This window comes from Rhodococcus sp. T7 (assembly GCF_009872365.1).
Lineage (GTDB): Bacteria > Actinomycetota > Actinomycetes > Mycobacteriales > Mycobacteriaceae > Rhodococcus_F.
Genome location: NZ_WXYH01000088.1, coordinates 1 through 19,544, shown reverse-complemented (window position 1 = coordinate 19,544; position 19,544 = coordinate 1). Strand labels below are relative to the sequence as shown.

23 protein-coding genes, 1 tRNA gene, 1 pseudogene and 1 riboswitch are annotated in these 19,544 nt (G+C 67.7%); of the genes and pseudogenes, 10 read left to right on the top strand and 15 right to left on the bottom strand.

Annotated elements, in window-relative coordinates:
• Positions 1-141 precede the first annotated feature (141 nt).
• Together MLGJGCBP_RS11055 and MLGJGCBP_RS11050 are read left to right on the top strand one after the other, a co-directional pair.
• On the top strand, positions 142-1,488 hold the full coding sequence (locus MLGJGCBP_RS11055) for a lysine N(6)-hydroxylase/L-ornithine N(5)-oxygenase family protein (RefSeq protein ID WP_160095526.1): 1,347 nt from the start codon (positions 142-144) through the stop codon (positions 1,486-1,488).
• The gene (locus tag MLGJGCBP_RS11050) at positions 1,485-1,736 is read left to right on the top strand and encodes an MbtH family protein (protein WP_005244517.1); all 252 of its coding nucleotides are present in this window, start codon (positions 1,485-1,487) and stop codon (positions 1,734-1,736) included. The genes MLGJGCBP_RS11055 and MLGJGCBP_RS11050 overlap by 4 nt, the downstream gene beginning before the upstream one ends.
• Positions 1,737-1,845: 109 nt before the next feature.
• On the opposite strand, the gene MLGJGCBP_RS11045 is transcribed toward MLGJGCBP_RS11050, so the two are convergent.
• Positions 1,846-3,285, bottom strand: a complete 1,440-nt coding sequence (locus MLGJGCBP_RS11045) for a threonine/serine ThrE exporter family protein (RefSeq protein ID WP_087561109.1) — start codon at positions 3,283-3,285, stop codon at positions 1,846-1,848.
• Position 3,286: 1 nt separating this feature from the next.
• Entirely contained in the window at positions 3,287-3,667 is a 381-nt protein-coding gene (locus MLGJGCBP_RS11040) for a nuclear transport factor 2 family protein (protein ID WP_087561108.1), read from the bottom strand.
• A 72-nt stretch (positions 3,668-3,739) separates the two neighbouring features.
• Between MLGJGCBP_RS11040 and MLGJGCBP_RS11035 the strand changes: the two genes are divergently transcribed.
• A tRNA-Thr gene (locus tag MLGJGCBP_RS11035) sits at positions 3,740-3,814 on the top strand.
• A 173-nt stretch (positions 3,815-3,987) separates the two neighbouring features.
• A complete protein-coding gene (locus tag MLGJGCBP_RS11030; protein WP_160095524.1) occupies positions 3,988-4,164 on the top strand; it encodes a sigma factor-like helix-turn-helix DNA-binding protein in 177 nt (58 codons plus the stop codon).
• Between the two features lie 4 nt (positions 4,165-4,168).
• Here the strand turns inward: MLGJGCBP_RS11030 and MLGJGCBP_RS11025 are convergent, their stop codons facing one another.
• From MLGJGCBP_RS11025 to MLGJGCBP_RS11010, 4 genes are all read right to left on the bottom strand, one after another.
• A complete protein-coding gene (locus tag MLGJGCBP_RS11025; RefSeq protein ID WP_160095522.1) occupies positions 4,169-5,581 on the bottom strand; it encodes a lipase family protein in 1,413 nt (470 codons plus the stop codon).
• A gap of 101 nt (positions 5,582-5,682) precedes the next feature.
• The gene (locus MLGJGCBP_RS11020; RefSeq protein WP_160095520.1) at positions 5,683-6,318 is read right to left on the bottom strand and encodes a TetR/AcrR family transcriptional regulator; all 636 of its coding nucleotides are present in this window, start codon (positions 6,316-6,318) and stop codon (positions 5,683-5,685) included.
• A 43-nt stretch (positions 6,319-6,361) separates the two neighbouring features.
• Positions 6,362-8,254 carry a glycoside hydrolase family 15 protein gene (locus MLGJGCBP_RS11015; protein ID WP_160095518.1) on the bottom strand — a complete coding sequence of 631 codons (1,893 nt, stop codon included), beginning with the start codon at positions 8,252-8,254 and terminating at the stop codon, positions 6,362-6,364.
• An 84-nt stretch (positions 8,255-8,338) separates the two neighbouring features.
• The gene (locus tag MLGJGCBP_RS11010; protein ID WP_160095516.1) at positions 8,339-9,226 is read right to left on the bottom strand and encodes a sigma-70 family RNA polymerase sigma factor; all 888 of its coding nucleotides are present in this window, start codon (positions 9,224-9,226) and stop codon (positions 8,339-8,341) included.
• Between the two features lie 79 nt (positions 9,227-9,305).
• Here MLGJGCBP_RS11010 and MLGJGCBP_RS11005 point away from each other — a divergent pair, with 79 nt between their 5' ends.
• Positions 9,306-10,067 carry an SDR family oxidoreductase gene (locus MLGJGCBP_RS11005; protein ID WP_160095514.1) on the top strand — a complete coding sequence of 254 codons (762 nt, stop codon included), beginning with the start codon at positions 9,306-9,308 and terminating at the stop codon, positions 10,065-10,067.
• Here the strand turns inward: MLGJGCBP_RS11005 and MLGJGCBP_RS11000 are convergent.
• The 3 genes from MLGJGCBP_RS11000 to MLGJGCBP_RS50450 all read right to left on the bottom strand — a co-directional run bounded on the left by MLGJGCBP_RS11000 (position 10,052) and on the right by MLGJGCBP_RS50450 (position 11,373).
• Positions 10,052-10,966: a SigB/SigF/SigG family RNA polymerase sigma factor gene (locus tag MLGJGCBP_RS11000; RefSeq protein ID WP_087561101.1), complete on the bottom strand. Its 915-nt coding sequence runs from the start codon at positions 10,964-10,966 to the stop codon at positions 10,052-10,054. The two genes, MLGJGCBP_RS11005 and MLGJGCBP_RS11000, sit on opposite strands and share 16 nt — an antisense overlap.
• Before the next feature lie 43 nt (positions 10,967-11,009).
• Positions 11,010-11,156 carry a hypothetical protein gene (locus MLGJGCBP_RS50455; RefSeq protein WP_179220422.1) on the bottom strand — a complete coding sequence of 49 codons (147 nt, stop codon included), beginning with the start codon at positions 11,154-11,156 and terminating at the stop codon, positions 11,010-11,012.
• A 73-nt stretch (positions 11,157-11,229) separates the two neighbouring features.
• Entirely contained in the window at positions 11,230-11,373 is a 144-nt protein-coding gene (locus MLGJGCBP_RS50450) for a hypothetical protein (protein ID WP_167372176.1), read from the bottom strand.
• 221 nt (positions 11,374-11,594) lie between these two features.
• Between MLGJGCBP_RS50450 and MLGJGCBP_RS10995 the strand changes: the two genes are divergently transcribed.
• The gene (locus MLGJGCBP_RS10995; protein ID WP_087561100.1) at positions 11,595-11,921 is read left to right on the top strand and encodes a MerR family transcriptional regulator; all 327 of its coding nucleotides are present in this window, start codon (positions 11,595-11,597) and stop codon (positions 11,919-11,921) included.
• A gap of 11 nt (positions 11,922-11,932) precedes the next feature.
• Here MLGJGCBP_RS10995 and MLGJGCBP_RS10990 read toward each other — a convergent pair whose 3' ends face one another.
• A complete protein-coding gene (locus MLGJGCBP_RS10990; RefSeq protein WP_087561099.1) occupies positions 11,933-12,316 on the bottom strand; it encodes a hypothetical protein in 384 nt (127 codons plus the stop codon).
• A 242-nt stretch (positions 12,317-12,558) separates the two neighbouring features.
• On the opposite strand from MLGJGCBP_RS10990, the gene MLGJGCBP_RS10985 reads away from it, so the two are divergent.
• Both MLGJGCBP_RS10985 and MLGJGCBP_RS10980 read left to right on the top strand, forming a co-directional pair.
• Positions 12,559-12,864: a MerR family transcriptional regulator gene (locus tag MLGJGCBP_RS10985; protein WP_087561098.1), complete on the top strand. Its 306-nt coding sequence runs from the start codon at positions 12,559-12,561 to the stop codon at positions 12,862-12,864.
• A gap of 87 nt (positions 12,865-12,951) precedes the next feature.
• Positions 12,952-13,182, top strand: a complete 231-nt coding sequence (locus tag MLGJGCBP_RS10980) for a hypothetical protein (protein WP_160095512.1) — start codon at positions 12,952-12,954, stop codon at positions 13,180-13,182.
• A 291-nt stretch (positions 13,183-13,473) separates the two neighbouring features.
• Here the strand turns inward: MLGJGCBP_RS10980 and MLGJGCBP_RS10975 are convergent, their stop codons facing one another.
• The 3 genes from MLGJGCBP_RS10975 to MLGJGCBP_RS10965 form a co-directional block, all read right to left on the bottom strand.
• On the bottom strand, positions 13,474-13,824 hold the full coding sequence (locus tag MLGJGCBP_RS10975) for a hypothetical protein (protein ID WP_087561096.1): 351 nt from the start codon (positions 13,822-13,824) through the stop codon (positions 13,474-13,476).
• A gap of 72 nt (positions 13,825-13,896) precedes the next feature.
• A complete protein-coding gene (locus MLGJGCBP_RS10970) occupies positions 13,897-14,703 on the bottom strand; it encodes an ABC transporter (protein WP_160095510.1) in 807 nt (268 codons plus the stop codon).
• Positions 14,704-14,751: 48 nt separating this feature from the next.
• Entirely contained in the window at positions 14,752-15,066 is a 315-nt protein-coding gene (locus MLGJGCBP_RS10965; protein ID WP_087561094.1) for a DMT family transporter, read from the bottom strand.
• Positions 15,067-15,076: 10 nt separating this feature from the next.
• A riboswitch (guanidine-III (ykkC-III) riboswitch) is annotated at positions 15,077-15,138 on the bottom strand.
• 774 nt (positions 15,139-15,912) lie between these two features.
• Here MLGJGCBP_RS10965 and MLGJGCBP_RS10960 point away from each other — a divergent pair.
• Both MLGJGCBP_RS10960 and MLGJGCBP_RS10955 read left to right on the top strand, forming a co-directional pair.
• On the top strand, positions 15,913-16,629 hold the full coding sequence (locus MLGJGCBP_RS10960) for a response regulator transcription factor (RefSeq protein WP_167372175.1): 717 nt from the start codon (positions 15,913-15,915) through the stop codon (positions 16,627-16,629).
• Positions 16,630-16,709: 80 nt separating this feature from the next.
• Positions 16,710-18,092, top strand: coding sequence for a sensor histidine kinase (locus MLGJGCBP_RS10955; RefSeq protein WP_160095642.1), 1,383 nt, complete (start codon positions 16,710-16,712; stop codon positions 18,090-18,092).
• A 3-nt stretch (positions 18,093-18,095) separates the two neighbouring features.
• Here MLGJGCBP_RS10955 and MLGJGCBP_RS10950 read toward each other — a convergent pair whose 3' ends face one another.
• Both MLGJGCBP_RS10950 and MLGJGCBP_RS10945 read right to left on the bottom strand, forming a co-directional pair.
• Positions 18,096-18,521, bottom strand: a complete 426-nt coding sequence (locus tag MLGJGCBP_RS10950) for an HIT family protein (RefSeq protein ID WP_201453027.1) — start codon at positions 18,519-18,521, stop codon at positions 18,096-18,098.
• Positions 18,522-18,549: 28 nt separating this feature from the next.
• Positions 18,550-19,544, bottom strand: a pseudogene (locus MLGJGCBP_RS10945) (tryptophan 7-halogenase); the annotation flags it as partial.

The window sequence follows — 19,544 nt, the reverse complement described above, 5'->3', positions numbered from 1 at the left end:
CTTCCGCGGCGGACTTCGCCGCCGTGGGGGCCGGAAGTACTTGGTACTGTGCTCGAAATAAGGATAGGCTTCACTATCTTGCCGGAAGACAGACGGCGGCTGGGTCGGGTGCGGCGTGGCGTCGAGGACGGACAACGAGCTATGAGTGAATCGCCGGAAACGGTCGGTACAGATCTCCCGGTGCGAGATGTCGTGGGTGTTGGATTCGGTCCCGCCAACCTCGCACTGGCCATTGCCATCGAGGAACACAATGCGGAGTGCCCCCCGCGCGAGCGGATCAGCGCGCAGTTCTTCGAGAAGCAGGATCGATTCGGGTGGCACCCCGGGATGCTGCTCGACGGGGCAACCATGCAGATCGCGTTTCCCAAGGACCTGGTGACGTTCCGGAATCCGCGCAGCGCATTCACCTTCTTCAATTACCTCTTCGATCAGGGTCGCCTCGTCGACTTCGTCAATCACCAGACCTTCTTCCCGACTCGGCACGAGTTCCACGACTACCTGCAGTGGGCGGCACGCCGAGTGGACGCCGACGTGCGGTACGGCACCGCGGTGGAGTCGGTACGCGGAATCCGCGGCGACGACGGGGTGATCGACCGGTTCGAGGTCCGGGCCGCCGACGGCAGCGCGGTGATCGCACGCAACGTCGTGATGGGCGCCGGCCTGCGGGAACGAATCCCCGAGTGGGCCAACCCCTCTGCGCGGTGCTTCCACAACCATCAATTCCTGTTCCGGCTCGGCGAGATGCCTGCCCCGGTCCACCAGCGGTTCGTCGTTCTCGGGGCGGGCCAGAGTGCCGCCGAGATCGTGCAGTACCTGCACGGAAACTACCCCGAAGCCGAAGTCCACAGCGTCTTCTCGCGTTACGGCTACAGCCCGGCCGACGACAGTCCGTACGCCAACCGCATCTTCGATCCGGAGGCAGTGGACGATCTGCACGGCGCCCCCGAGGAGGAGCGTCTGCGATTGCTGGATGTCCATAGGAGTACTAACTATTCGGTGGTCGACATCGAACTCATCAACGAGCTCTACGCGACCGAGTACCAGGAACGCGTGCGCGGGCGCCGCCGGCTGTTCATGCGGCGCGCGTCGGAGATCATTGCCGTCGACGAGACTTCGGACGGGATCGAGGTGGCGGTGCGCAGCGGGGTGGACGGCCTCACTGACACTCTCGCCTGCGACGCACTGATTCTGGCCACCGGATTCACCCCCGCCCCCCTCGCGCCGCTGTTCGACGATCTCGCGCCGAAAACCCACCCGCCACGGGAAGTCGGCCGAGATTACCGATTGGCGGTTTCACCGGACGTCACAGCGGGAATCTATCTGCAGGGCGGCACGGAGAAAACGCACGGAATCACGTCGTCGCTCCTGTCGAACGTTGCCGTGCGGGCGGGAGAGATCGTTACATCTGTCGTAACAAGGCGTGGCCGCAACGGCACGCTTGCTAGTGTGAACGCACAGGACACGTATGCGACAAGCGAGGCGAGATGAGCACCAATCCATTCGATGACGAAGAAGGCCGCTTCTACGTGCTGGTGAACGACGAGGACCAGCACTCACTGTGGCCCACGTTCTCTGAGGTGCCGGCAGGCTGGCGCGTGGTTTTCGGCGAGGAAAGCCGGGCAGCCTGCCTCGAGTACGTGGAGAAGAACTGGACCGACATGCGGCCGAAGAGCCTGCGTGAGGCCATGGAGGCCGACGAGAAGTCGGGCGGACGGCACAGCGTCGACAAGAGCTGACCTCCCCGTCGCCCGCGTTTCGGCGACGCTTAGGGCCGGGACGACCGTCCGGTGAGATTCCGGCGGTCGCGCCCGGCCGACGGCCGAGAGGCCGTCACCTGAAACTGCCTCAGGCCGCCTTCTGTGTGTGTGTTTCGACCGGCTTCCGCCGCCTCGTTTTGAAAACGGGGCGGCGGATGTCGTCTGTGCGGCGCAGGATGCGCGGCCTCCGCAGAGTCCGGGCGATCCATTCGCCGAGTGTGACACCGGCCGCGAGCGCGCAACCGATACCGAACGCCGCCAGCAGCGAGCCCAGTCCGATCACGACCTCGTTGTTCAGCAGGGCGTACAGACCCCGGTACAGGGACAGACCCGGCAGCAGCGGTGTGATACCCGCCACCACGACGACCAACGGCGGCGTGAGCGCACGGCGGGCCATCAGACCACCGGCGAAGCCGACCACGGTGGCGGCGAGTGCCGAACCGATGATCGGGCCGATGCCGAACTGGTGCGCCACCATGTACACGAGTGCGCCTGCCGCCCCGCCGAACCACGCGGCCGTGAGGGCCCGCTGCTCGGCATAACACGCCAGCGCGTAGAACATCGACGCGAAAGCGCCCGACATCACCAGCACGGGAAGTTGCACGAGTTCCGTGATCTCCACGTTGACCGGGGGCAGGGTCGAACCGAGCACGCCGGTCAGACGCAACGAGATGGCCACACCGGCGATGATGCCGCCGGTCATCATGACCACTTCGAAGAATCGCGCCGCCGCCGTGATCGGTGCCCCCGTGATGGCGTCCTGCACGGAACCGACCAGCGACAGCCCGGACAACAGCACCACCACACCGGCCGAAATGATCTGCGAGGGTCTGATCTCGACACCCAGCTGATCCTGGAACGTATACAGCGTCGCCGCCGGGGTCGCGGCCACCAGACCGCCCGCCACCTGCTGGAAGAAGAACGGCAGACCGATGCGGTTGAGGACGCGGTTGACCCGGTAGATCACCATCGTCGTCAGGAAGGCGACGGACGCGACCAGCACCCCACCACCCATCAACACCGACACCGACGCGGCCATCGACGCCCAGGCGAGCGTCGCGATCCAGCGGTTGTACGGGTGCGGCGCCGTGGTGACCGCGGTCAGAGCCTCGTGCGCCTCGCTGGGGGTGACCGCCTCCCGGCGGATACGCCGGGTGAGCCGGTCGACCGCCGCGAGCCGGGTGAAGTCCATCGAGCGGTAGTGCACGATCCGCATGGTGCTCGCCGGCGGGAGAGTGGGCCCGCGGTACGCCGACAGCACGATGGAGTTGTACGTGACATCCACATCGCACTGGGCGAGGCCGTACGTGGCGGCGATGAACTGCACCTGCTCGGCGGTGTCCATCGCACCGGTGCCGGACGCGAGGAGCACTTCACCGACTCGCACGGCGAGGTCGAGTACTTCGGCGACGACCGCATCGTCGGTGAGGTCGATCGGCTGCAGCGGTGTGGGTGCAGCGGTGACCGCATCGACCGTTGCGCGACGGTCGCCTGTGAGACGTTGGAGGGATTCTGTGAGCTTGGACATACTACGTGTCGGAGACAAGATCTTTCTCGGTCAAATCGGTAGCGGAGAGTGCAGACTCGAGTGTCTCGTGGCGGAACGTGGAGATGACCTGATCGTGGACGACACGGAATGCAGAGGCCAGGATACGCGTCTCTTCCGGGTCCGTGGCCCACGTGGCCTGCTGTTCGACCACCAGCACTCCGTCGTAGTAATACATTCGCTTCGGAATCAGCGTGATGCCCGCGGTCGACGCCCATTCCCGCAGCGCCGCCAGGCCCTGAGTGGCGCCTTTCGGCCCGCCCATCTCGATGTCGTCGCTCGACAGCGACAGCAGAGTGTCGATGTCGCCGGAGTTGAGGGCGTCGTGCCAAGCGAGGACGGTGGCGATCTCCGAGGTACTCATGGCTTCAACGCTATCCAATGTGGGCGGAAGTAGCCGACGTTCCTGCAATGGATATGATGGGCGCGCGTGTCCGCCTCCTTAGCTCAGTGGTAGAGCACTCGCCTTGTAAGCGAGCGGTCGTCAGTTCAATCCTGACAGGAGGCTCCACCGCGGAATCGACTCCGCACGACAGAGGGCCACCTTCCCCGGAAGGTGGCCCTCTGTCGTTTCCCGCGCGCTCACCCCTGGGTGGGCAGTTCGTCACCCTCGGGTACCTGTCTCCCAGCCCGCCGGTCCTTGACTATGGGTACATGCAAGTCAATTCGTGCAGGTCGGCGGTATTGGACGCGGTCGAAGCCCTGCCCGCCCTCGAGAGGGAGACACTCGCACTCGTGTTCTACCGGGGAATGTCCTGCGACGAGGTCGCGGCGACGATGAAGACCACCGTCGACGTCGTCCGGGACCGGCTCCACGAGGGCTCCCGCGCCCTGCTCACCGGTGTCGGCGGCGGACTCTGAACCGTCACGTGCCGATCGGCTGACCGAGCAGGCTCGCGAGTGTGTCGCCGACGATCGACGACCACATGGGCCACGTCTTCTCGTCGAGGGCCATCGATCCCACGTCGTGGGTGGCGCACCCGGTGCCGGCCGGGACCCCGTCGAAACGGTCGCGCAGCCACATCAGGGCGCTCGCGGCCGCGACCGGTTCGAGGGACAGGTGCTCGCTGGCATGGTCGCGGGTATACGTCACCCGGGCGTCCGGGTCCTGGCAGTACGTGTCGACGAGCCGGTCGACGGGCCCGACCGGCACCAGCCAGTCCGGGTTCGCCTGATACATGAACATGGGAACGTCCGGCACCTGATGGCCCATCCTCGTCCGGTCGAGTACCGATGCGACCACCGGATCGCGCAGCGGGTCGCCGCTGGGGCTGTCGAACAGGCCCCGCAGGTTCGCGAACGGCAGCAGCGCGGACTGATAGCTGACGCACAGGTTGCCCTTGGCTGCCAGGAGTTGCCTGCCGAGGGGGTTCAGGTGGGTGTCGAGATACTCCGCGAGTTCGGGATAGTCCCGGCTCACCCCGAACACCCCGCCCAGCACGATTCCCGCGCCCAGGTTGTTGTCCGCGAGATCGACCAGGGCGCCGAGATCGGCCGGGATACCGCCCTCGGCCGCGCCGACGATGTTCAGGTCCGGCGCGTAACTCTCGTGGAGTTCGGCGGCATGCCCCGTCGCGATTGCGCCTCCCGAGTACCCCATCAGTCCGACCGGGGTCTGCCTGCCGGACAGGCCGAGGGGGTCGAAGTTCTCCGCCGCCCGGATTCCGTCCAGAGTGATGCGGCCCGCGAGGGGCCCGGCAGCGTAGGCGGCGTTCGGGCCCTGATGGTCCGGCAGTACGACGGCCCATCCCTGGGCGAGCGCGGCCTGGGCCTCGAGGAACTGCAGCGGCGCGACGACCTGACCGGTCAGCGGCGCGGGCACGGACCACTGCTGCAGCGCGTACGAGGCGGCGCAGTACTTGCCGAGCGAGTCTTCCGCCGGCTGGAGCGACAGCAGATTGCGGACGCCGTCGATCGTGCCCCGCGGCTTGATCACCGTCGCGACCGCCGGGATCGCCTCGTCGCGCGAATTGTTGGAGCGGTACGACAGCTGCCACGCGTCGACGTTCACCGGAAGCACGGACAGGTTCGCCAGGTGCACTTCGCGGGCGGCGATGATCTCGCCGGGCTCGGCGGCCGCGACCACGTCGACGGGCGGTTCGTAGAACCCGCGGTCGGCCTCGGGCCAGGCGGGGACGGGCGGGGCCGGTTGCACGTCCACCGGCGTCCCGGATTCGGCGGGTGCCCCGACCGACGGTGCGGCGACGGCGAGCTGTGCGCCCACCAGCATCGCCCCCACCAGCAGGATTCGGTGTCGTAGCGCTCTCGATCTGATCATGTGGTCCTCCCCGGGCCGAAGTGAGACGTCCATGTCTCACTTTGAGTGCAGACCTTAGATCAGGTGTGACGGGTATCGCAATACTCGCGAGTAAGTTCCGGTCAGGATTGATCGGTGACCAGCGCGATGAGCATCGTGCTCAGGACGTCCACCAGGACCGACGCGGACGGCCGGGGGGAGGCGGTGCTCCAGTGGTGGGCGAGGTCGTTGACCGCCCCGATGAAGGCGATCGACACCATCCCGAACCGCTCCGGTGGGTCGACGACGCCACCGTCGATCGTGCGGGTGACCGCCTCGAAGAGTTGCGCCCACTGGGTGCGGCGCTCGAGGCGGTACTGCTCGACCCGGGGGCCAGCCCCGACCACTTCCACGAAGATGATCCTGGCGCGCCGCTCGTCGGTGCCGACCGATTCGATGTAGGCCGTCATCACGGTGCCGGCGACGGTCCGCGGGTCCCGGGACGGCGCCGCCTCGTTCGCGGCGAGCACGGCGTCCCGCGCGTCGTCCTGGATCGTGTCGTAGACGGCCAGCAGGATGTCCTCGCGGCTGCCGAACTCCTCGTAGAACTGGCGCCGCGACAGTCCCGCGTGGGCGCAGATGTCGCTGATCGAACTGTGGGCGTACGTCTTCTCCGCGAAGACCGACAGGGCGGAGTCGAGGAACCGGGCCCGGCGGGCCACGCGACGTTCGGCGACCGGTTGGCCGCTGTACGTCCGACTCGATTCGGCTCTGGACACGGTCTCAGCCTACGGTGGCGGGCACGTCGGGCCCGGCCTCGGCTCACATCAGTTCCCGCATCCGCTCGTGCAGGATGATGCGCCCCGCGGCCTCGATCAGCGCGAGGTGCGAGAACGCCTGCGGAAAATTGCCGAGGTGGCGGCCGGTGCTCGTGTCGAACTCTTCGGCGTACAGGCCCAGGGGAGAGGACACGCTGACCAGTCGCTCCATCAAATCGGTTGCCTCCTGCACCTGATCGACCACGGTGAGAGCCGACACCAGCCAGAACGAGCAGATCAGGAAACTGCCTTCCTTGCCCGACAACCCGTCGTCGGTTTCGCCGGTGCGGTAGCGCAGGACGAATCCGTCCTCGGTGAGATCGCTCGCGATGGCGTCGACGGTGGCACGCAGTCGGACGTCCCCGCGGGGAAGGAATCCGAAGACCGCGGCGAGCAGCGTCGACGCGTCCAGCGCCTCGGTGTCGTAGTGCTGCCGCAGCACCCCCTTCTTCACCCCGTGCGCGAGGATGTCGGCGCGGATCTCCTCGGCCGTGGCGCGCCAGGCGTCCTCGGACGCGCGATCGCCGCGGATGCCGGCGATCTTCGACGCCCGGTCGAGTGCCACCCAGCACATCAGCTTCGACGACACGTAGTGCTGCGGTGCGCCGCGCGCCTCCCAGATCCCCTGATCGGGGTCGCGCCACACCGCGGAGGCGCACGCCGCCTGCTGCTGCACGAGCGGCCACAACCGGCGGGGAAGGCGCTTGCTGCGCACCGTGTGCAGCAGGATCGAGTCGAGGACGGCGCCGAACACGTCGTTCTGCCGCTGGTCGAACGCGCCGTTGCCGATCCGCACCGGGCGCGCGCCCGCATAGCCGGACAGGTCGTCGCGGGTCGACTCGCTCAGGTCGCGGGTGCCGTCGATTCCGTACATGATCTGCAGTGCACCATCACCGTTCGACTCGAGGTCGGCGATGAACTGCATGAACTCGTCGGCCTCCCAGTCCAGGTTCAGGTAGTGCAGGGCCTGCAGCGTGAACGTGGAGTCCCGCATCCACGTGTACCGATAGTCCCAATTGCGTTCGCCGCCCGGGGTTTCCGGAAGGGATGTCGTGAGCGCCGCGACGGTGGCGCCGGTCGGCATGTACGTGAGGCCCTTGATGGTCAGCGCGGACCGCTGGATCGCCTCCCGCCATCGATGGTCGGGGAAGCGGGCGTGACTGAACCAGCGCCGCCAGAACGCCGCGGTCGCATCGAGTTGCGCGACAGCGTTTTCCGCAGTTTCCGGCGCGGCGAGTTCCGCCGCCCAGGTCAGCGCGCAGTACAGGGTCTCGCCCTTCTCGAGTATGTGGCGCGCGCGAGCCCGTCCGCCCTCGATGCCGAGCGCCATGTCCGTCCGCAGGCGCAGCGTGAGCCCTGCACCGCTCGCGTCGGCGGCGTGCCGATCGCCGCCCACGAGAACCCACTCCGCCGGTGTGCGTCCGTAATCGAACACGGGCTCGCACACCAACTCCACCTCCACGTTGCCGTCGAGGCACGTGACCGTGCGGACCAGCATGTGATCGGCATCCTCGTCCGCGGGCGGCCTCGTGTGCGGAGTGACGGTTTCCTCACCGCGGGTCGGGCCCATCGTCAGCGCACTGCGCACGTTCACCCACCCGGTCGGGGTGTTCCACACCGCGGAGATGATGTTGGTGCCCGGCTCGTACTGGCGGGATGCCGGAACGTTGAGCCCGAACGGGCCGATCCGGAACATCCCGGCCTCACGGTCGAGGAGAGAGCCGAACACGCTGGGCGAGTCGAACCGGGGCACGCACAGCCAGTCGACGGAACCGTCCGGCGCGATCAGCGCCCCGGTGTGGCAGTTCGAGAGGAAGGCGTAATCGGCGATCGGCGGGAACGGCGACGGCGCGGCCGCGCTTCGGGGTGGGGCATCGTCGTCCGAGGCAGTAGTCACGTTCGCGTCCCTCTCCCGGAGTGTCGGCTACCTCCATGCTGCGGGTCGCGGCGCCGACGGTCATCACCCGGATCGGGTGACCGCTCAGTCCCCGAGGACGGTGAGATCGAGTCGGCGGACGCGATCCGGCTCCGCGATGACGTCGATCTCGGTGATCTTCCCGTCCACGATCGTGAACGCCAGGACCAGGTACAGCCGCCCGCGGGGAGCCATCACGAGCCCGGCCGACCCGTTCACCAGGGCCACCTGGGTGACCCGTGCCCGTTCCGCGGATGCGAGCGCACCCTTGGCCACGACGCGGGCGCCCCGGATCACGAGAGGTCCCGGGGTGGGTCCGACAGCCGGATCGGCCCGGAGCACCACATCCGGATCGAGCAGGGCGACCAGCGCGTCGAAGTCGCCGCCGCGGGTGGCGGCCAGATAGGCGTCGACGACCGCTCGCCTGCGGTCCAGATCCGCGGAATCCGGTGCCGGCGAGGCGCCCTTCACCCGGTGGCGGGCGCGACTGGCGAGTTGCCGCACCGCCTGGGAGGAGCGGCCCACGATGGGGGCGACGTCGTCGAAGGGCACGTCGAACATGTCGTGCAACACGAACGCGAGCCGCTCGGCCGGGGTCAATGTATCGAGCACGACCAGCAGCGCCAGCCCCACCGAATCGGCCAGCATCGCTTCGTGTTCGGGGTCGCCACCGTCTTCGTGTCCGACGGCCGGATCGTGTGCCTGCACGTCGAGAGGTTCCTCGCGCCGTTGCTCGCGGGAGCGCAGCACGTTCAGGCACACCCGCGACACCACCGTGATCAGCCACGCCTCGAGGTTCTCCACCTCGCCGGTGTCCGCGCGGATCGTGCGCAGCCAGGCTTCCTGGACGGCGTCGTCGGCCTCGCTCACCGAGCCCAGCATCCGGTACGCGACGGCCCGCAGCCGCGGCCGGTGTTCCTCGAAACGCTCGGTCAGCCGATCGCGGTCGTCCACCGTGTCACATTCCTTCCTCGCGGCGTGTCTCACAGGTAGATCCACCGACAATCAGCTGTCCGAAGAATCTGGAGAGATCATGACATCACCCATTCTCATCACCGGCGGTACCGGCACGCTCGGACGTCAGGTCGTCCCACTGCTGCGGGCGGCGGGGCGGGACGTGCGGGTTCTCAGCAGGCACGGTCGCGAGCCCGGCGACGGCGTCGAGTATCAGACCGGTGACCTGTTCGAGGGCAAGGGAATTGACCCCGCGCTGGACGGCGTCGAGACCGTTCTGCACCTGGCGGGTGGCCCCAAGGGTGACGAGGTGGCGACCCGGAATCTGGTGGAGGCCGCCGCGCGCGCCGGAGTGCGGCACGTCGTCTACATCTCGGTGATCGGGGCCGACCGCGTTCCGCTCGGCTGGTTCACATCCAAGCTGGCCGCGGAGCGAGCGGTGGCCGACGCGGGCCTGCCGTGGACGACGTTGCGCGCAGCCCAGTTTCACGAACTGGTCCTGAGCATGCTGCAGAAGATGGCGAAACTGCCGGTGATCCCGGTCCCGGGCGGACTGCGCTTCCAGCCGGTCGATTCGGGGGAAGTGGCGGCGCGTCTGGTGGAACTGACGCTCGGCGCCCCGGCCGGCCTGGTTCCCGACCTGCCCGGGCCGGCCGTGTACGGGATGGGCGATCTGGCGCGCAGTTACCTGCAGGCGACCGGCAGGCACCGGCTGACGATGCCGGTCCGGATGCCCGGAAAGGCCGGCCGCGCGTACCGGGACGGCGCCAACCTGTCGCCCGAGGCGGCGACGGGCAAGCGGACGTGGGAGGACTTCCTGGCCGCCTACCCGAGCATCTGACCGCCGGCGTCGGCGAGCTTCCCGCGCAGGTCCGCCAGGGTCTTGGTCAGCAGCCGGGACACCTGCATCTGCGAGACACCCACCCGCGCAGCGATCTGCGACTGGGTCATGTTGCCGAAGAAGCGCAGGACAAGGACGGTGCGCTCGAGGTCGGGAAGCGATCCCAGCAGAGGCTCGAGGACGACATGGTCCTCGACGTGTGCGAGGGACGGGTCGAGGTCGCCGATCGTCTCCGACAGCGGGCGCTCGTCCTCGCCGAGTGGGAAGTCGACGGACAGGGTGCTGTAGGCGTCGGCGACCCGCAGACCCCGGACCACCTCCTCCTTGTCGATCCCGAGGGCCTCGGCCAGTTCGCTCGCCGTCGGGGCGCGTCCGAGGGTGGTGGTCAGTTCGGTCGTCGCGGTGGTGAGGGAGAGGTGCAGTTCCTGCATGCTGCGCGGGACGTGCATCGCCCAGCCGGTGTCGCGGAAGTGCCTGCGCACTTCGCCGGTGATCGTCGGGACGGCGTAGGACACGAAGCTCGCCCCGCAACTCGAGTCGAACCGGTCGACGGCCTTGACGAGACCGAGGCGGGCGACCTGGATCAGGTCGTCGAGGGGTTCTCCACGACCGAGGAACCGCCGCGCGATGTGTTCGGCGAGCGGCAGGCACCGCTCGATCAGCCGCTGCCGCAGCAGTTCGCGGCGGGGGTCCGAGACGGCGAGACGGCCGATGGCCTCGCACTGCGCGGGCACGTCGCGGTATTGGTCACGATCGCGGCGTGCGGTTTCCGGCTTTGTCTGCCGACGCTCGCTCCGTGCGGCGTCGGCGACGGGCTTCGGACGATGCGCCGACTTCGACCACACGGGGATGCGTCGGATGTCGAGCGATGGTTCGACGAGCGGGGTGGACACTTTCATGGCTCTGCCCTTCTCTGACCTGCCGGCATCGGCAATGGCGTCGTTATTCGACGAGTGCGGGGGACGTGTCGGCGGCCTCGTCGGCGAACATCGCCTCGATCCGGGCCTTGATTTCCTCGGTGCTCATCGTTGCTCCGCCTCGCGTGGCGGTGCTGGTGGCGGAACCGTGGGATGTGAAGCTGGCGGGCATGCGGGTTGTGTCCTGTCGTGTGCGAAGTGTCGGTGTCCGAGAGAGGGGAGGGCGGCCGAGTAGGGCCGTCGGGTCACGTCGGCAGGGACGAGAGGAGCGTGAGCGCGCTGAGCGCCAGCGTGGCGATCAGGCCGCCGGCGATCGCTCCGCCGCTGCCTGCGCCGAGAACGAGGACCTCCCCGTCGTGGGGAGTGCTCTGCGGGTCGTGGGTGGTCATCGGTTCTCCTTCGTGCGACGTCGTCGTGAGAACTAATCTGCGTTGAAGAATATAGATTTGTTCTACAGCGGTCGGACGGGAAGTTCAAGCCGAATCGGCAAGATTGCTGGTCCAGCCACGCGGCACTGCGGGCATTCCGGTGCGAACCTGCGCGCCCCGCGGCACATTGTGTTCACTGGGGCTTGCTAAGATTGATGCGCCCTGAGAAGAAGGGAGACCCGGTGACGTCCTCTCATGTGCCGCTTCGTTCGCAGCGGGGTGTGTACGGGATCTCGGTAACGTCGGAACTGACGGGTATCGGACCACAGACGCTGCGCCTCTACGAGCGGCGCGGGTTGATCACACCGACTCGCACGGGCGGTGGCACCCGCCGGTACAGCGAGGACGATGTCGCGCGCCTCCAGAAGATCACCGAACTCGTCGCCGCCGGAGTCAATCTCATCGGCATCGGCCAGATCCTTCAGCTCGAAGCCGAGAACGCGGTCCTCGCGGCGCGAAACGCCGAACTGGAGCAACTCGTCCGATCCGGGGTTCCCGACCGCGCCTGAGCGGTGCCGGATCAGCTCGCGGGCTGGTCGCTGGTGGGGTTGAACTCGTCGAACGATGCGTCGGCCGCCTGCCATTTACCTTCGGCCCGGATGTCGGCGAAAGCGCTGTCGAATGCGTCGACCAGCCACGCGTGCCCGGCCGTGGCCAGCAGTTCGTCGGACGTGCCGTCGGCGGCACCCTGGTACAGGCTGACCCGCCACTCGGACCTGTCCTCGACGGCGTCGCTCAGTCCGTCGGTGGCGTTGGATGCGAGAAGGTAGCGGTTGAACTCGAAGTCGACCCGAATTGCATAGCCGGCACCGGTGTTGACCACGTTGGCCGGTCGCTGGGTGGCCGCGGCGAGCGCCGTGAGGGCGTCACGGTAACGATCTGCGTGTTCCTGCGTGCGGGGCACCGTCTTCTCGTCTCTCGCGCAGAGGCCGTGGCGCTGACGGCCACGACACCTTGTACGAATCCGTCCGGGGTCGGCGGCGGTTCGTGTTCGGTTCGGGTCCGAGATTACGTCACCCGATGCTCGTCCTGGCTGCTACAGGCCAGGCGTGAGGGATGCGAGATGCAAAATCTGTATTTCCGGATGCAGATTCATTACGTTGTCGTGTTAACATCAGGTGTTCCTTAAGCAGAAGGGAGCCTATTGTGACCATCGACGTCCTACCCCGCTCACGGCGCGGGGTCTACGGAATTGCGGTGACGTCGGAGTTGACGGGTATCGGCCCGCAGACTCTCCGCCTGTACGAGCGTCGCGGGTTGCTCACCCCGGCCCGGACCAGCGGCGGCACCCGCAGATACAGCGACGACGACCTGAGCAGGTTGGCACGCATCGCTCAGCTCATGGACGACGGTGTGAACGTCGCCGGCATTCAGCGCATCCTCGCGCTCGAATCCGAGAACGCCGAGCTGGCGTCGCGGCTGGAAGTGCGGGGTGATACGCCCGCGCAGTAGTCCGCCATAGCGCCGAGGAGGTGAACTCTGAACCCGCCAGAGCTCCGGCTCTGGTCCGCATTCGACTCCAGACGGGACAGAAGAATCATGACCCTCACGGCCCACAATGCATTCCGCACCCGCACCGCCCGGCACGCGAAGGACCGGCAGGCCGAGCCCGACCGCCGCTTCTCGCTCGGAACCGCGCTCGTCGCTGCCCTCGTCGCGGCGGCGCCGGCGATGACCGTGACCGGTTCGGTGGTCCTCGCGGCCGCCACCGCCGGATCCGTTCTCGTCGGCGTGCTGCTCGCCGCCTTCCTCATCTCGAGTGTGATCTGACCGCCCCCGCCTGATCCGACCGCTCCGAATCGGCTCAGCGGAGTCCTGCGAAGAATTCCCGGATGTCCGCGGTCAGGGTCTCGGGCTCTACGAAGATTCCTGCATGGAGCCGACGTACGCGCCCGAGGATGCGGTGTCGGTGAGTCAGTACAGCATGACGTTGGTGAGCAGGCGGTCGATGCCGACCTGCGCGATGTCGCTGCGAAACGGTCGGACGGACTTCGTCGTGTCGGTCATGCAGACCACGCCACGAAGGATTGAGGACAGGTCCGGTCCCCGATCGGGAACGGGTCAGCAGGCCCCGGTCTTGGCGGCGTCGTAGGCCTGGATCATCTGGTCCTTGCGCTCCTGCGGAGCGTCCTTCCACTCCGGCGTCTCGGCTGACTGGGTGAAGAGGTCGTCGAGGGCCTGCGTGCGGTCGAACGTCTCGCCGCTCTGCTGCGCGCGGGCCTCGGCGCCGTTCGCGTACTGGAGGAGGCCCTTGCACAGGTCCGCGACTGCGGGCAGGTCTGCGGAGGACGCCTCGGTGGCCTCGGTCGTTGCGCTCGCCGGGGACTCGGCCTCGGTGGTGGTCGATTCGGAACTGCACGCCCCGAGCAGCAGGGCGGCCGGGATCAACAGCGCAACGATGGTTCGTGTCATGCGAAATACATACCAGAGGCAGGTGTCGGTCAGTGTCGGCCGGTCGCTCCCGGGCCGCTCGAGGTCAAGGCGTCAGGCGGGTCCGAGGGTGTAGTCGACGCCCGGACGGTCGCCCTTGCCCTTGTTGAGCCAGCGCCCCGGCAACTTGCCCGCCAGTTCGCCGAGCGGTCCGACGGCGGCACTGAGAACGCCCACCGTCTCCTGCAACAGGTCGACGCTCGCGCTCATCCGCTCCAGGTTGGGTGCCAGCGCCGTCAACGTCTCGGACAGCGCCACGATCTGATCGAGCGGGCCGCCCTCGGCGATGAGGCGTTCGAACGCGCCGCCCTCCGACAGCAGTGTGTCGAGGATGCCGTTCTCGGCAAGCGCCCGGTCCACCAGTCCGCCCGGTGCCGTGAGCCGTTCGACCGCACCGTCCTGCGCGGTCAGCCGTTCGAGTGGGCCCTGCTCGGCGGTGAGACGGTCGAGCAGGCCGTCTTTCGCGAGCAGGCGCTCCAGGGTGCCGTCCTCGGCGAGGACCCGGTCGAGCGGACCGTCCTTGGCGAGGACCCGCTCGAGCGGGCCACCCGGCTCCAGCAGTCGTTCGAGGGTGCCGCCCTCCGACGTGAGACGGTCGACGGGGCCGCCCGGGGCGAGGAGACGGTCGAGGGGACCGCCCGGTTGGAGTGCCTGCCCGAGCGGCCGGTCGTTGGCCGCCAGCGAGGACAGTTGGCTGATCACCTGCAACGGGCTGCCCTGGGTGCTCATGCCCGTGACGACTCCGGTCCCGGCGACCGCGGTCCGGACCGTCACGAGGGTGGCCTCGGCGATACCGAGACCGACATCGGCCGCCGCAAGACCGGCACGCACCGGAAGGGCAATCAACGACACCAGGTTCATGGAGTTACTGTAACCCGCGACACACAATCATCGAGCGTCTCGATCCGGTCAGTGCAGAGCCTTCAGTCCGACGACGCATCCCACGATGCCCAGGATCAGCAGAATCTTCACCGGTGTGGTGCTCTCGGCGCCCGTCAGCATCGCGAACCCGACCGTGAGTGCCGCGCCGATGCCGACCCACACCGCGTACGACGTTCCGGTGGGGAGACTGCGCATCGCGTAGGCCAGACCCGCCATGCTGAAGACCAGGGCGACGCCGAAGACGATGCTTGGTCCGAGCTTGCTGAATCCCTCCGACCGGCCGAGGGCGGTGGCCCAGACGGCCTCCAGAACTCCCGACAGCACAAGGACGATCCACGCCATGACAAACCTCCGGGCACCGTCTTGTCGCTGGCCGGGTACGGTGCGCTCGTCCGGATGTCGTGTCGACGAATTCCACGGTACCCAACGACGTGCTCCGCGCCCGTGAGTGGTGAGCGAGTCCACAGACTCGCCCCGCGCGCACGACGCGGGAATGCGCCGAATATCTCGCAGAGCGAGCCCTGCTGACTTATTGTCGAGCGCGACAGTGAATTCTGTGCGTATACCACGGAAGATAACGAGGAACATCATGATGCTCGGACTGCTCGCCGCAATCAACAGCGCTTTCACCCTCGGACTCGCCAACACGATCGGCACGTTCGGCGGAGTGGTGCTCAACATGAACGTCGTCGCCTGAACTTCCTGCCTGTCAAGACAACTCCGTTTCACGCAACCCCGCCGTCCGCTCGACGGCGGGGTTGTCGTGTGTGCGACGACGGTGAGCGCCGGGGCGCCGAAGCGCAACTGTCCCATCCTCGCTCATGCGCCCGGAATTTCACCCTTTTTGGCTCGAGAAGAATGGGTGATTTTATTCAGGGAAATTGCATGCGCGTGTCGCCACGAATTCTTCGAACTTGACTTAGTGTCATCCGCAACGCGCACGGACAGCGCGCAAACACCCCTTCACCGGGGCGACGACGGAGGTCATGATGCTGGGACTGCTCGGGGCGCTCAACAGTGGTGTCACACTCGGATTGGCCAACACGATCCTGACGTTCGGCGGGGTAGTGTTCAACCTCAATATCGTGGTGAACTGACGCCCGGAATCCGCCCGACCCGGGCCGGCCGCACCGGCTCACAGGAACCTCCCAGGAAACCTACAGCGACAATCCAGTCTCACGCGTGATGATGGGTTGCGTGAATGATAAGCCTGTCGAAGCCCGCGTCCTCGTCGTCGACGACGAACCGAACATCCTCGAGTTGCTCTCCGTGAGTCTCCGATTCCAGGGGTTCGAGGTGGCGACGGCGTCGACCGGGGCCGAGGGACTCGACACGGCGCGGACCTTCCGCCCGGACGCCGTCATTCTCGATGTCATGATGCCGGGAATGGACGGGTTCGGCCTGCTCAAGCGGTTGCGCGCCGACGGTGTGGACGCACCGGTCCTGTTTCTCACCGCGAAGGATGCGGTGGAGGACAAGATCAGCGGCCTCACCCTCGGCGCGGACGACTACGTCACCAAGCCGTTCAGCCTCGAAGAAGTGGTGACCCGGCTTCGCGTCATCCTGCGGCGGGCGGGCAAGGTGTCGGTGGAGGAGCAGTCGGCCCGCATCAAGTTCGCCGACATCGAACTCGACGACGACACGCGGGAGGTCTGGAAGGCCGGCGACCTGGTGTCGCTGTCCCCGACGGAGTTCACGCTGCTGCGGTACTTCATGGTCAACGCGGGCACGGTGCTGAGCAAGCCGCGGATCCTCGACCACGTCTGGAACTACGACTTCGGCGGTGAGGTCGGGGTGGTCGAGTCGTACGTGTCGTACCTCCGCCGGAAGGTCGACACCGGCGAGACCCCGCTGATCCACACCCTCCGCGGCGTCGGCTACGTGATGCGAGAACCGCGGCGATGACCGCGCCCGCGGCTCCCCGGGAGTCGGCCGAGGTGGTCGCCGCCGTCCCGAACAAGCCTGCGCGACGGTGGATCCGGGCGATGCCGCTGCGCATCACACTCGTCGGCGCCGTGCTCCTCCTGTCGGCGCTCGGCCTCCTCGCGTCCGGTGTCGCGGTGACGTCGGCGCTCGAGAATTCGCTGACCAACCGCGTCGACCACCAGTTGCACGACGCGGCCCAGGGGTGGGCCAAGCCCGGCAAATCGCGGCCTCTGCCGCCGCCGGACGAACCGAACCCCGGTCGCCCACCGAGCCCGTTCTACGTCCGCACGACGCTGGCGAACGGAACGGTCCTGCGTGAGATCAACGACGAATCCGTCTCGCCCGCACTGCCGGAAGACCTGCCATCTGTGCCCGTCACGGTCGGTTCGACCGACGACTCCGACGTGCGGTGGCGGGTACTGACCACGACCGCGCCGGACGGAACCGAGACCACCGTCGCGATGACGCTCACCGAGAACGACGAAACGGTGAACCGTCTGGTCGTGCTGCAACTCATCATCGGAGTGGTCGTGCTGATCGCGCTCGGAGTGGTCGCGTACTTCGTGGTCCGGCGCAGTCTGCGACCCCTCGTCGAAGTGGAGGAGACCGCCGCGGCGATCGCGTCGGGAGACCTGCACCGGCGCGTCCCGGAACGGGACGACCGTACCGAGATCGGGCGACTGTCCGTGGCGCTCAACGGAATGCTCGCGCAGATTCAGCACGCGTTCGCCGCCACCGAGGCGTCGGAGGAATCGGCGCGGCGGTCCGAGGAGAAGATGCGGCGATTCGTCGCCGACGCGAGCCACGAACTGCGCACCCCGCTCACCACGATCCGCGGCTTCGCCGAACTGTATCGGCAGGGCGCGATGACCGACACCGAAACCCTGATGAGCCGCATCGAAGGGGAAGCGTCGCGGATGGGTCTCCTGGTGGAAGACCTGCTGATGCTCGCGCGCCTCGATGCCCAGCGACCCCTCGAGACCCGGCCCGTCGACCTGCTGTCGGTGGCGTCCGACGCCGTGCACGGGGCGCGTGCCGTCGCCCCCGAACGGTCCATCGCTCTCGACGTCCGCCCCGGACCCGGGACACCGGAGGTGATCGGCGACGAGGCCCGGCTGCGGCAGGTCCTCGGCAACCTGCTCGCCAATGCCGTCAAACACACCCCCGCCACCGCGGACGTCACGGTCCGGCTCGGCACCACCGAGCACACCGTCGTGCTCGAGGTGGCCGACACCGGACCCGGACTGACCGAGGAAGACGCGGCCCGGGTGTTCGAGAGGTTCTACCGCACCGACGCGTCCCGCACCCGGGAGAGCGGCGGCAGCGGGCTCGGCCTGTCGATCGTCGCGGCCCTCGTCGCCGCCCACCGCGGGTCGGTGACCGTCGACAGCCGGCCCGACGAAGGTGCCACGTTCCGGGTGGAACTGCCGCGGTCGAGCTGACCGTCAGTCGGGGACGTTGTCCCCGTGGCCGAGTTCGCGCAGCGCCGCCTTGATCTTCGCCTGCGCCTCCTCGAGCGATTCCTGCGACGGATTCTGCTGAGCGTTGCTGATGTTGAAATCGCCGAGATCGTAGGCGGGGAAGACGTGCAGGTGCAGGTGGGGCACCTCGAGTCCGGCGATCAGCAGTCCCGCGCGCGGTGCGTCGAACGCCGGGCGGACGGCCTGCCCGATCGTGCGGGCCACGTCCATGACCTTGTTCCAGATCTCACCGTCGACGTCCTGCCACTGGTCCACCTCCTCGCGGGGCACGACGAGGGTGTGGCCCTGCGTGACGGGCGCGATGGTGAGGAACGCGACGACGTCGTCGTCCTCCCACACGAACCGTCCCGGCAGATCTCCGTTGATGATGGCGCTGAATACAGATCCCATGGCCGCCATTATGCGGCTTCGCCCCCGTTCAGCGTGGAACGACAGCCTTGCCCAGCTCGTCCCAGCGCTCGCGTACCGCGTCGACGATCTCGGCGTCGGTCAGCCACTCGGGAGAGCGCAGCAGCTGGGTGGTCTCGCGGTAACGGACGTAGCGCTCCGGGTCGAGCGCCATGTAGGCGGCGAGCCGGTCGGAGAAGTCCGACGACGTCGGATCGACCTCCTGGGCGACGCCGTCGATCGTGTACTCCACACCGGGAATGCGGTGGTCGAGGGTGTTCGAGGAGGTCCAGCAGTACTTGATCAGGGCATCGGCCTTCGCGTAGTACCGTTCCGCCAGTCCGGTCAGCTCATCGGTGCGCTCGGTCAGGTGGGCGGCCAGCTCGGTGCGCAGGTCCGAGGCCTCCAGTGCGGCGGCGGTCATTCCCTGCCCGTAGACGGGGTTGAAGCCCATCCAGGCGTCACCGATGGTGAGAAAGCATTCGGGCCGCTCGGGCTGGCCGGCGAAGTCGCGAAGCCGGCTGCGGGTGTCGCGCCACATCGAGATCTTCTCGGGGAACGTGACCTGCGACAGCGCCTTGTCCAGTTCGGGCACGCCGATGCTCGAGATGAAGTCGCGCAGTTTCTCCTCGGTCCGGGGCGGGTGGTCGCCGGCGGAGCCCTGAGCGGTCAGGATCCAGCGGCGCTCGCCCTCGACGACCCACATCGCCATTGCCCGGGACGCCGATTCGGGAGTCAGGGCGCCGTCCCCGAACGCGGTGAGCGCGAGTGCCTGGAAGCCCGGGTCCCAGTCCTCGGGCACCTCCAGGAAGGTGGAGGAGTAGCCCCAGTGCGCGTTGACGACTTCCTCCCGGGGAGTGGGGTAACCGAGCGCCTGCAGCCACGTCGGAGACTCGGAGAAGCGACCGCTGGCGTCGATCACCAGATCGGCGGGCAGCTCCTCCCCGTTGGTGGTGCGCACCCCCGTGACCCGGCCGTCGGCGCCGAGCAGTCCGGCCACCTCGACGCCTGAGCGGTACTGCACGC

What these genes read in the sequence shown, in the direction of transcription:
- MLGJGCBP_RS50450 (WP_167372176.1), bottom strand. Translation starts at nt 11,373, where the DNA reads ATGACCACCCACGACCCGCAGAGCACTCCCCACGACGGGGAGGTCCTC.
- MLGJGCBP_RS10970 (WP_160095510.1), bottom strand. Translation starts at nt 14,703, where the DNA reads ATGAACCTGGTGTCGTTGATTGCCCTTCCGGTGCGTGCCGGTCTTGCG.
- MLGJGCBP_RS11045 (WP_087561109.1), bottom strand. Translation starts at nt 3,285, where the DNA reads ATGTCCAAGCTCACAGAATCCCTCCAACGTCTCACAGGCGACCGTCGC.
- MLGJGCBP_RS10960 (WP_167372175.1), top strand. Translation starts at nt 15,913, where the DNA reads ATGGGTTGCGTGAATGATAAGCCTGTCGAAGCCCGCGTCCTCGTCGTC.
- MLGJGCBP_RS50455 (WP_179220422.1), bottom strand. Translation starts at nt 11,156, where the DNA reads ATGCCCGCCAGCTTCACATCCCACGGTTCCGCCACCAGCACCGCCACG.
- MLGJGCBP_RS11025 (WP_160095522.1), bottom strand. Translation starts at nt 5,581, where the DNA reads ATGATCAGATCGAGAGCGCTACGACACCGAATCCTGCTGGTGGGGGCG.
- MLGJGCBP_RS11055 (WP_160095526.1), top strand. Translation starts at nt 142, where the DNA reads ATGAGTGAATCGCCGGAAACGGTCGGTACAGATCTCCCGGTGCGAGAT.
- MLGJGCBP_RS11000 (WP_087561101.1), bottom strand. Translation starts at nt 10,966, where the DNA reads ATGAAAGTGTCCACCCCGCTCGTCGAACCATCGCTCGACATCCGACGC.
- MLGJGCBP_RS10980 (WP_160095512.1), top strand. Translation starts at nt 12,952, where the DNA reads ATGACCCTCACGGCCCACAATGCATTCCGCACCCGCACCGCCCGGCAC.
- MLGJGCBP_RS10975 (WP_087561096.1), bottom strand. Translation starts at nt 13,824, where the DNA reads ATGACACGAACCATCGTTGCGCTGTTGATCCCGGCCGCCCTGCTGCTC.
- MLGJGCBP_RS10955 (WP_160095642.1), top strand. Translation starts at nt 16,710, where the DNA reads ATGCCGCTGCGCATCACACTCGTCGGCGCCGTGCTCCTCCTGTCGGCG.
- MLGJGCBP_RS10965 (WP_087561094.1), bottom strand. Translation starts at nt 15,066, where the DNA reads ATGGCGTGGATCGTCCTTGTGCTGTCGGGAGTTCTGGAGGCCGTCTGG.
- MLGJGCBP_RS10950 (WP_201453027.1), bottom strand. Translation starts at nt 18,521, where the DNA reads ATGGGATCTGTATTCAGCGCCATCATCAACGGAGATCTGCCGGGACGG.
- MLGJGCBP_RS11005 (WP_160095514.1), top strand. Translation starts at nt 9,306, where the DNA reads ATGACATCACCCATTCTCATCACCGGCGGTACCGGCACGCTCGGACGT.
- MLGJGCBP_RS11040 (WP_087561108.1), bottom strand. Translation starts at nt 3,667, where the DNA reads ATGAGTACCTCGGAGATCGCCACCGTCCTCGCTTGGCACGACGCCCTC.
- MLGJGCBP_RS11050 (WP_005244517.1), top strand. Translation starts at nt 1,485, where the DNA reads ATGAGCACCAATCCATTCGATGACGAAGAAGGCCGCTTCTACGTGCTG.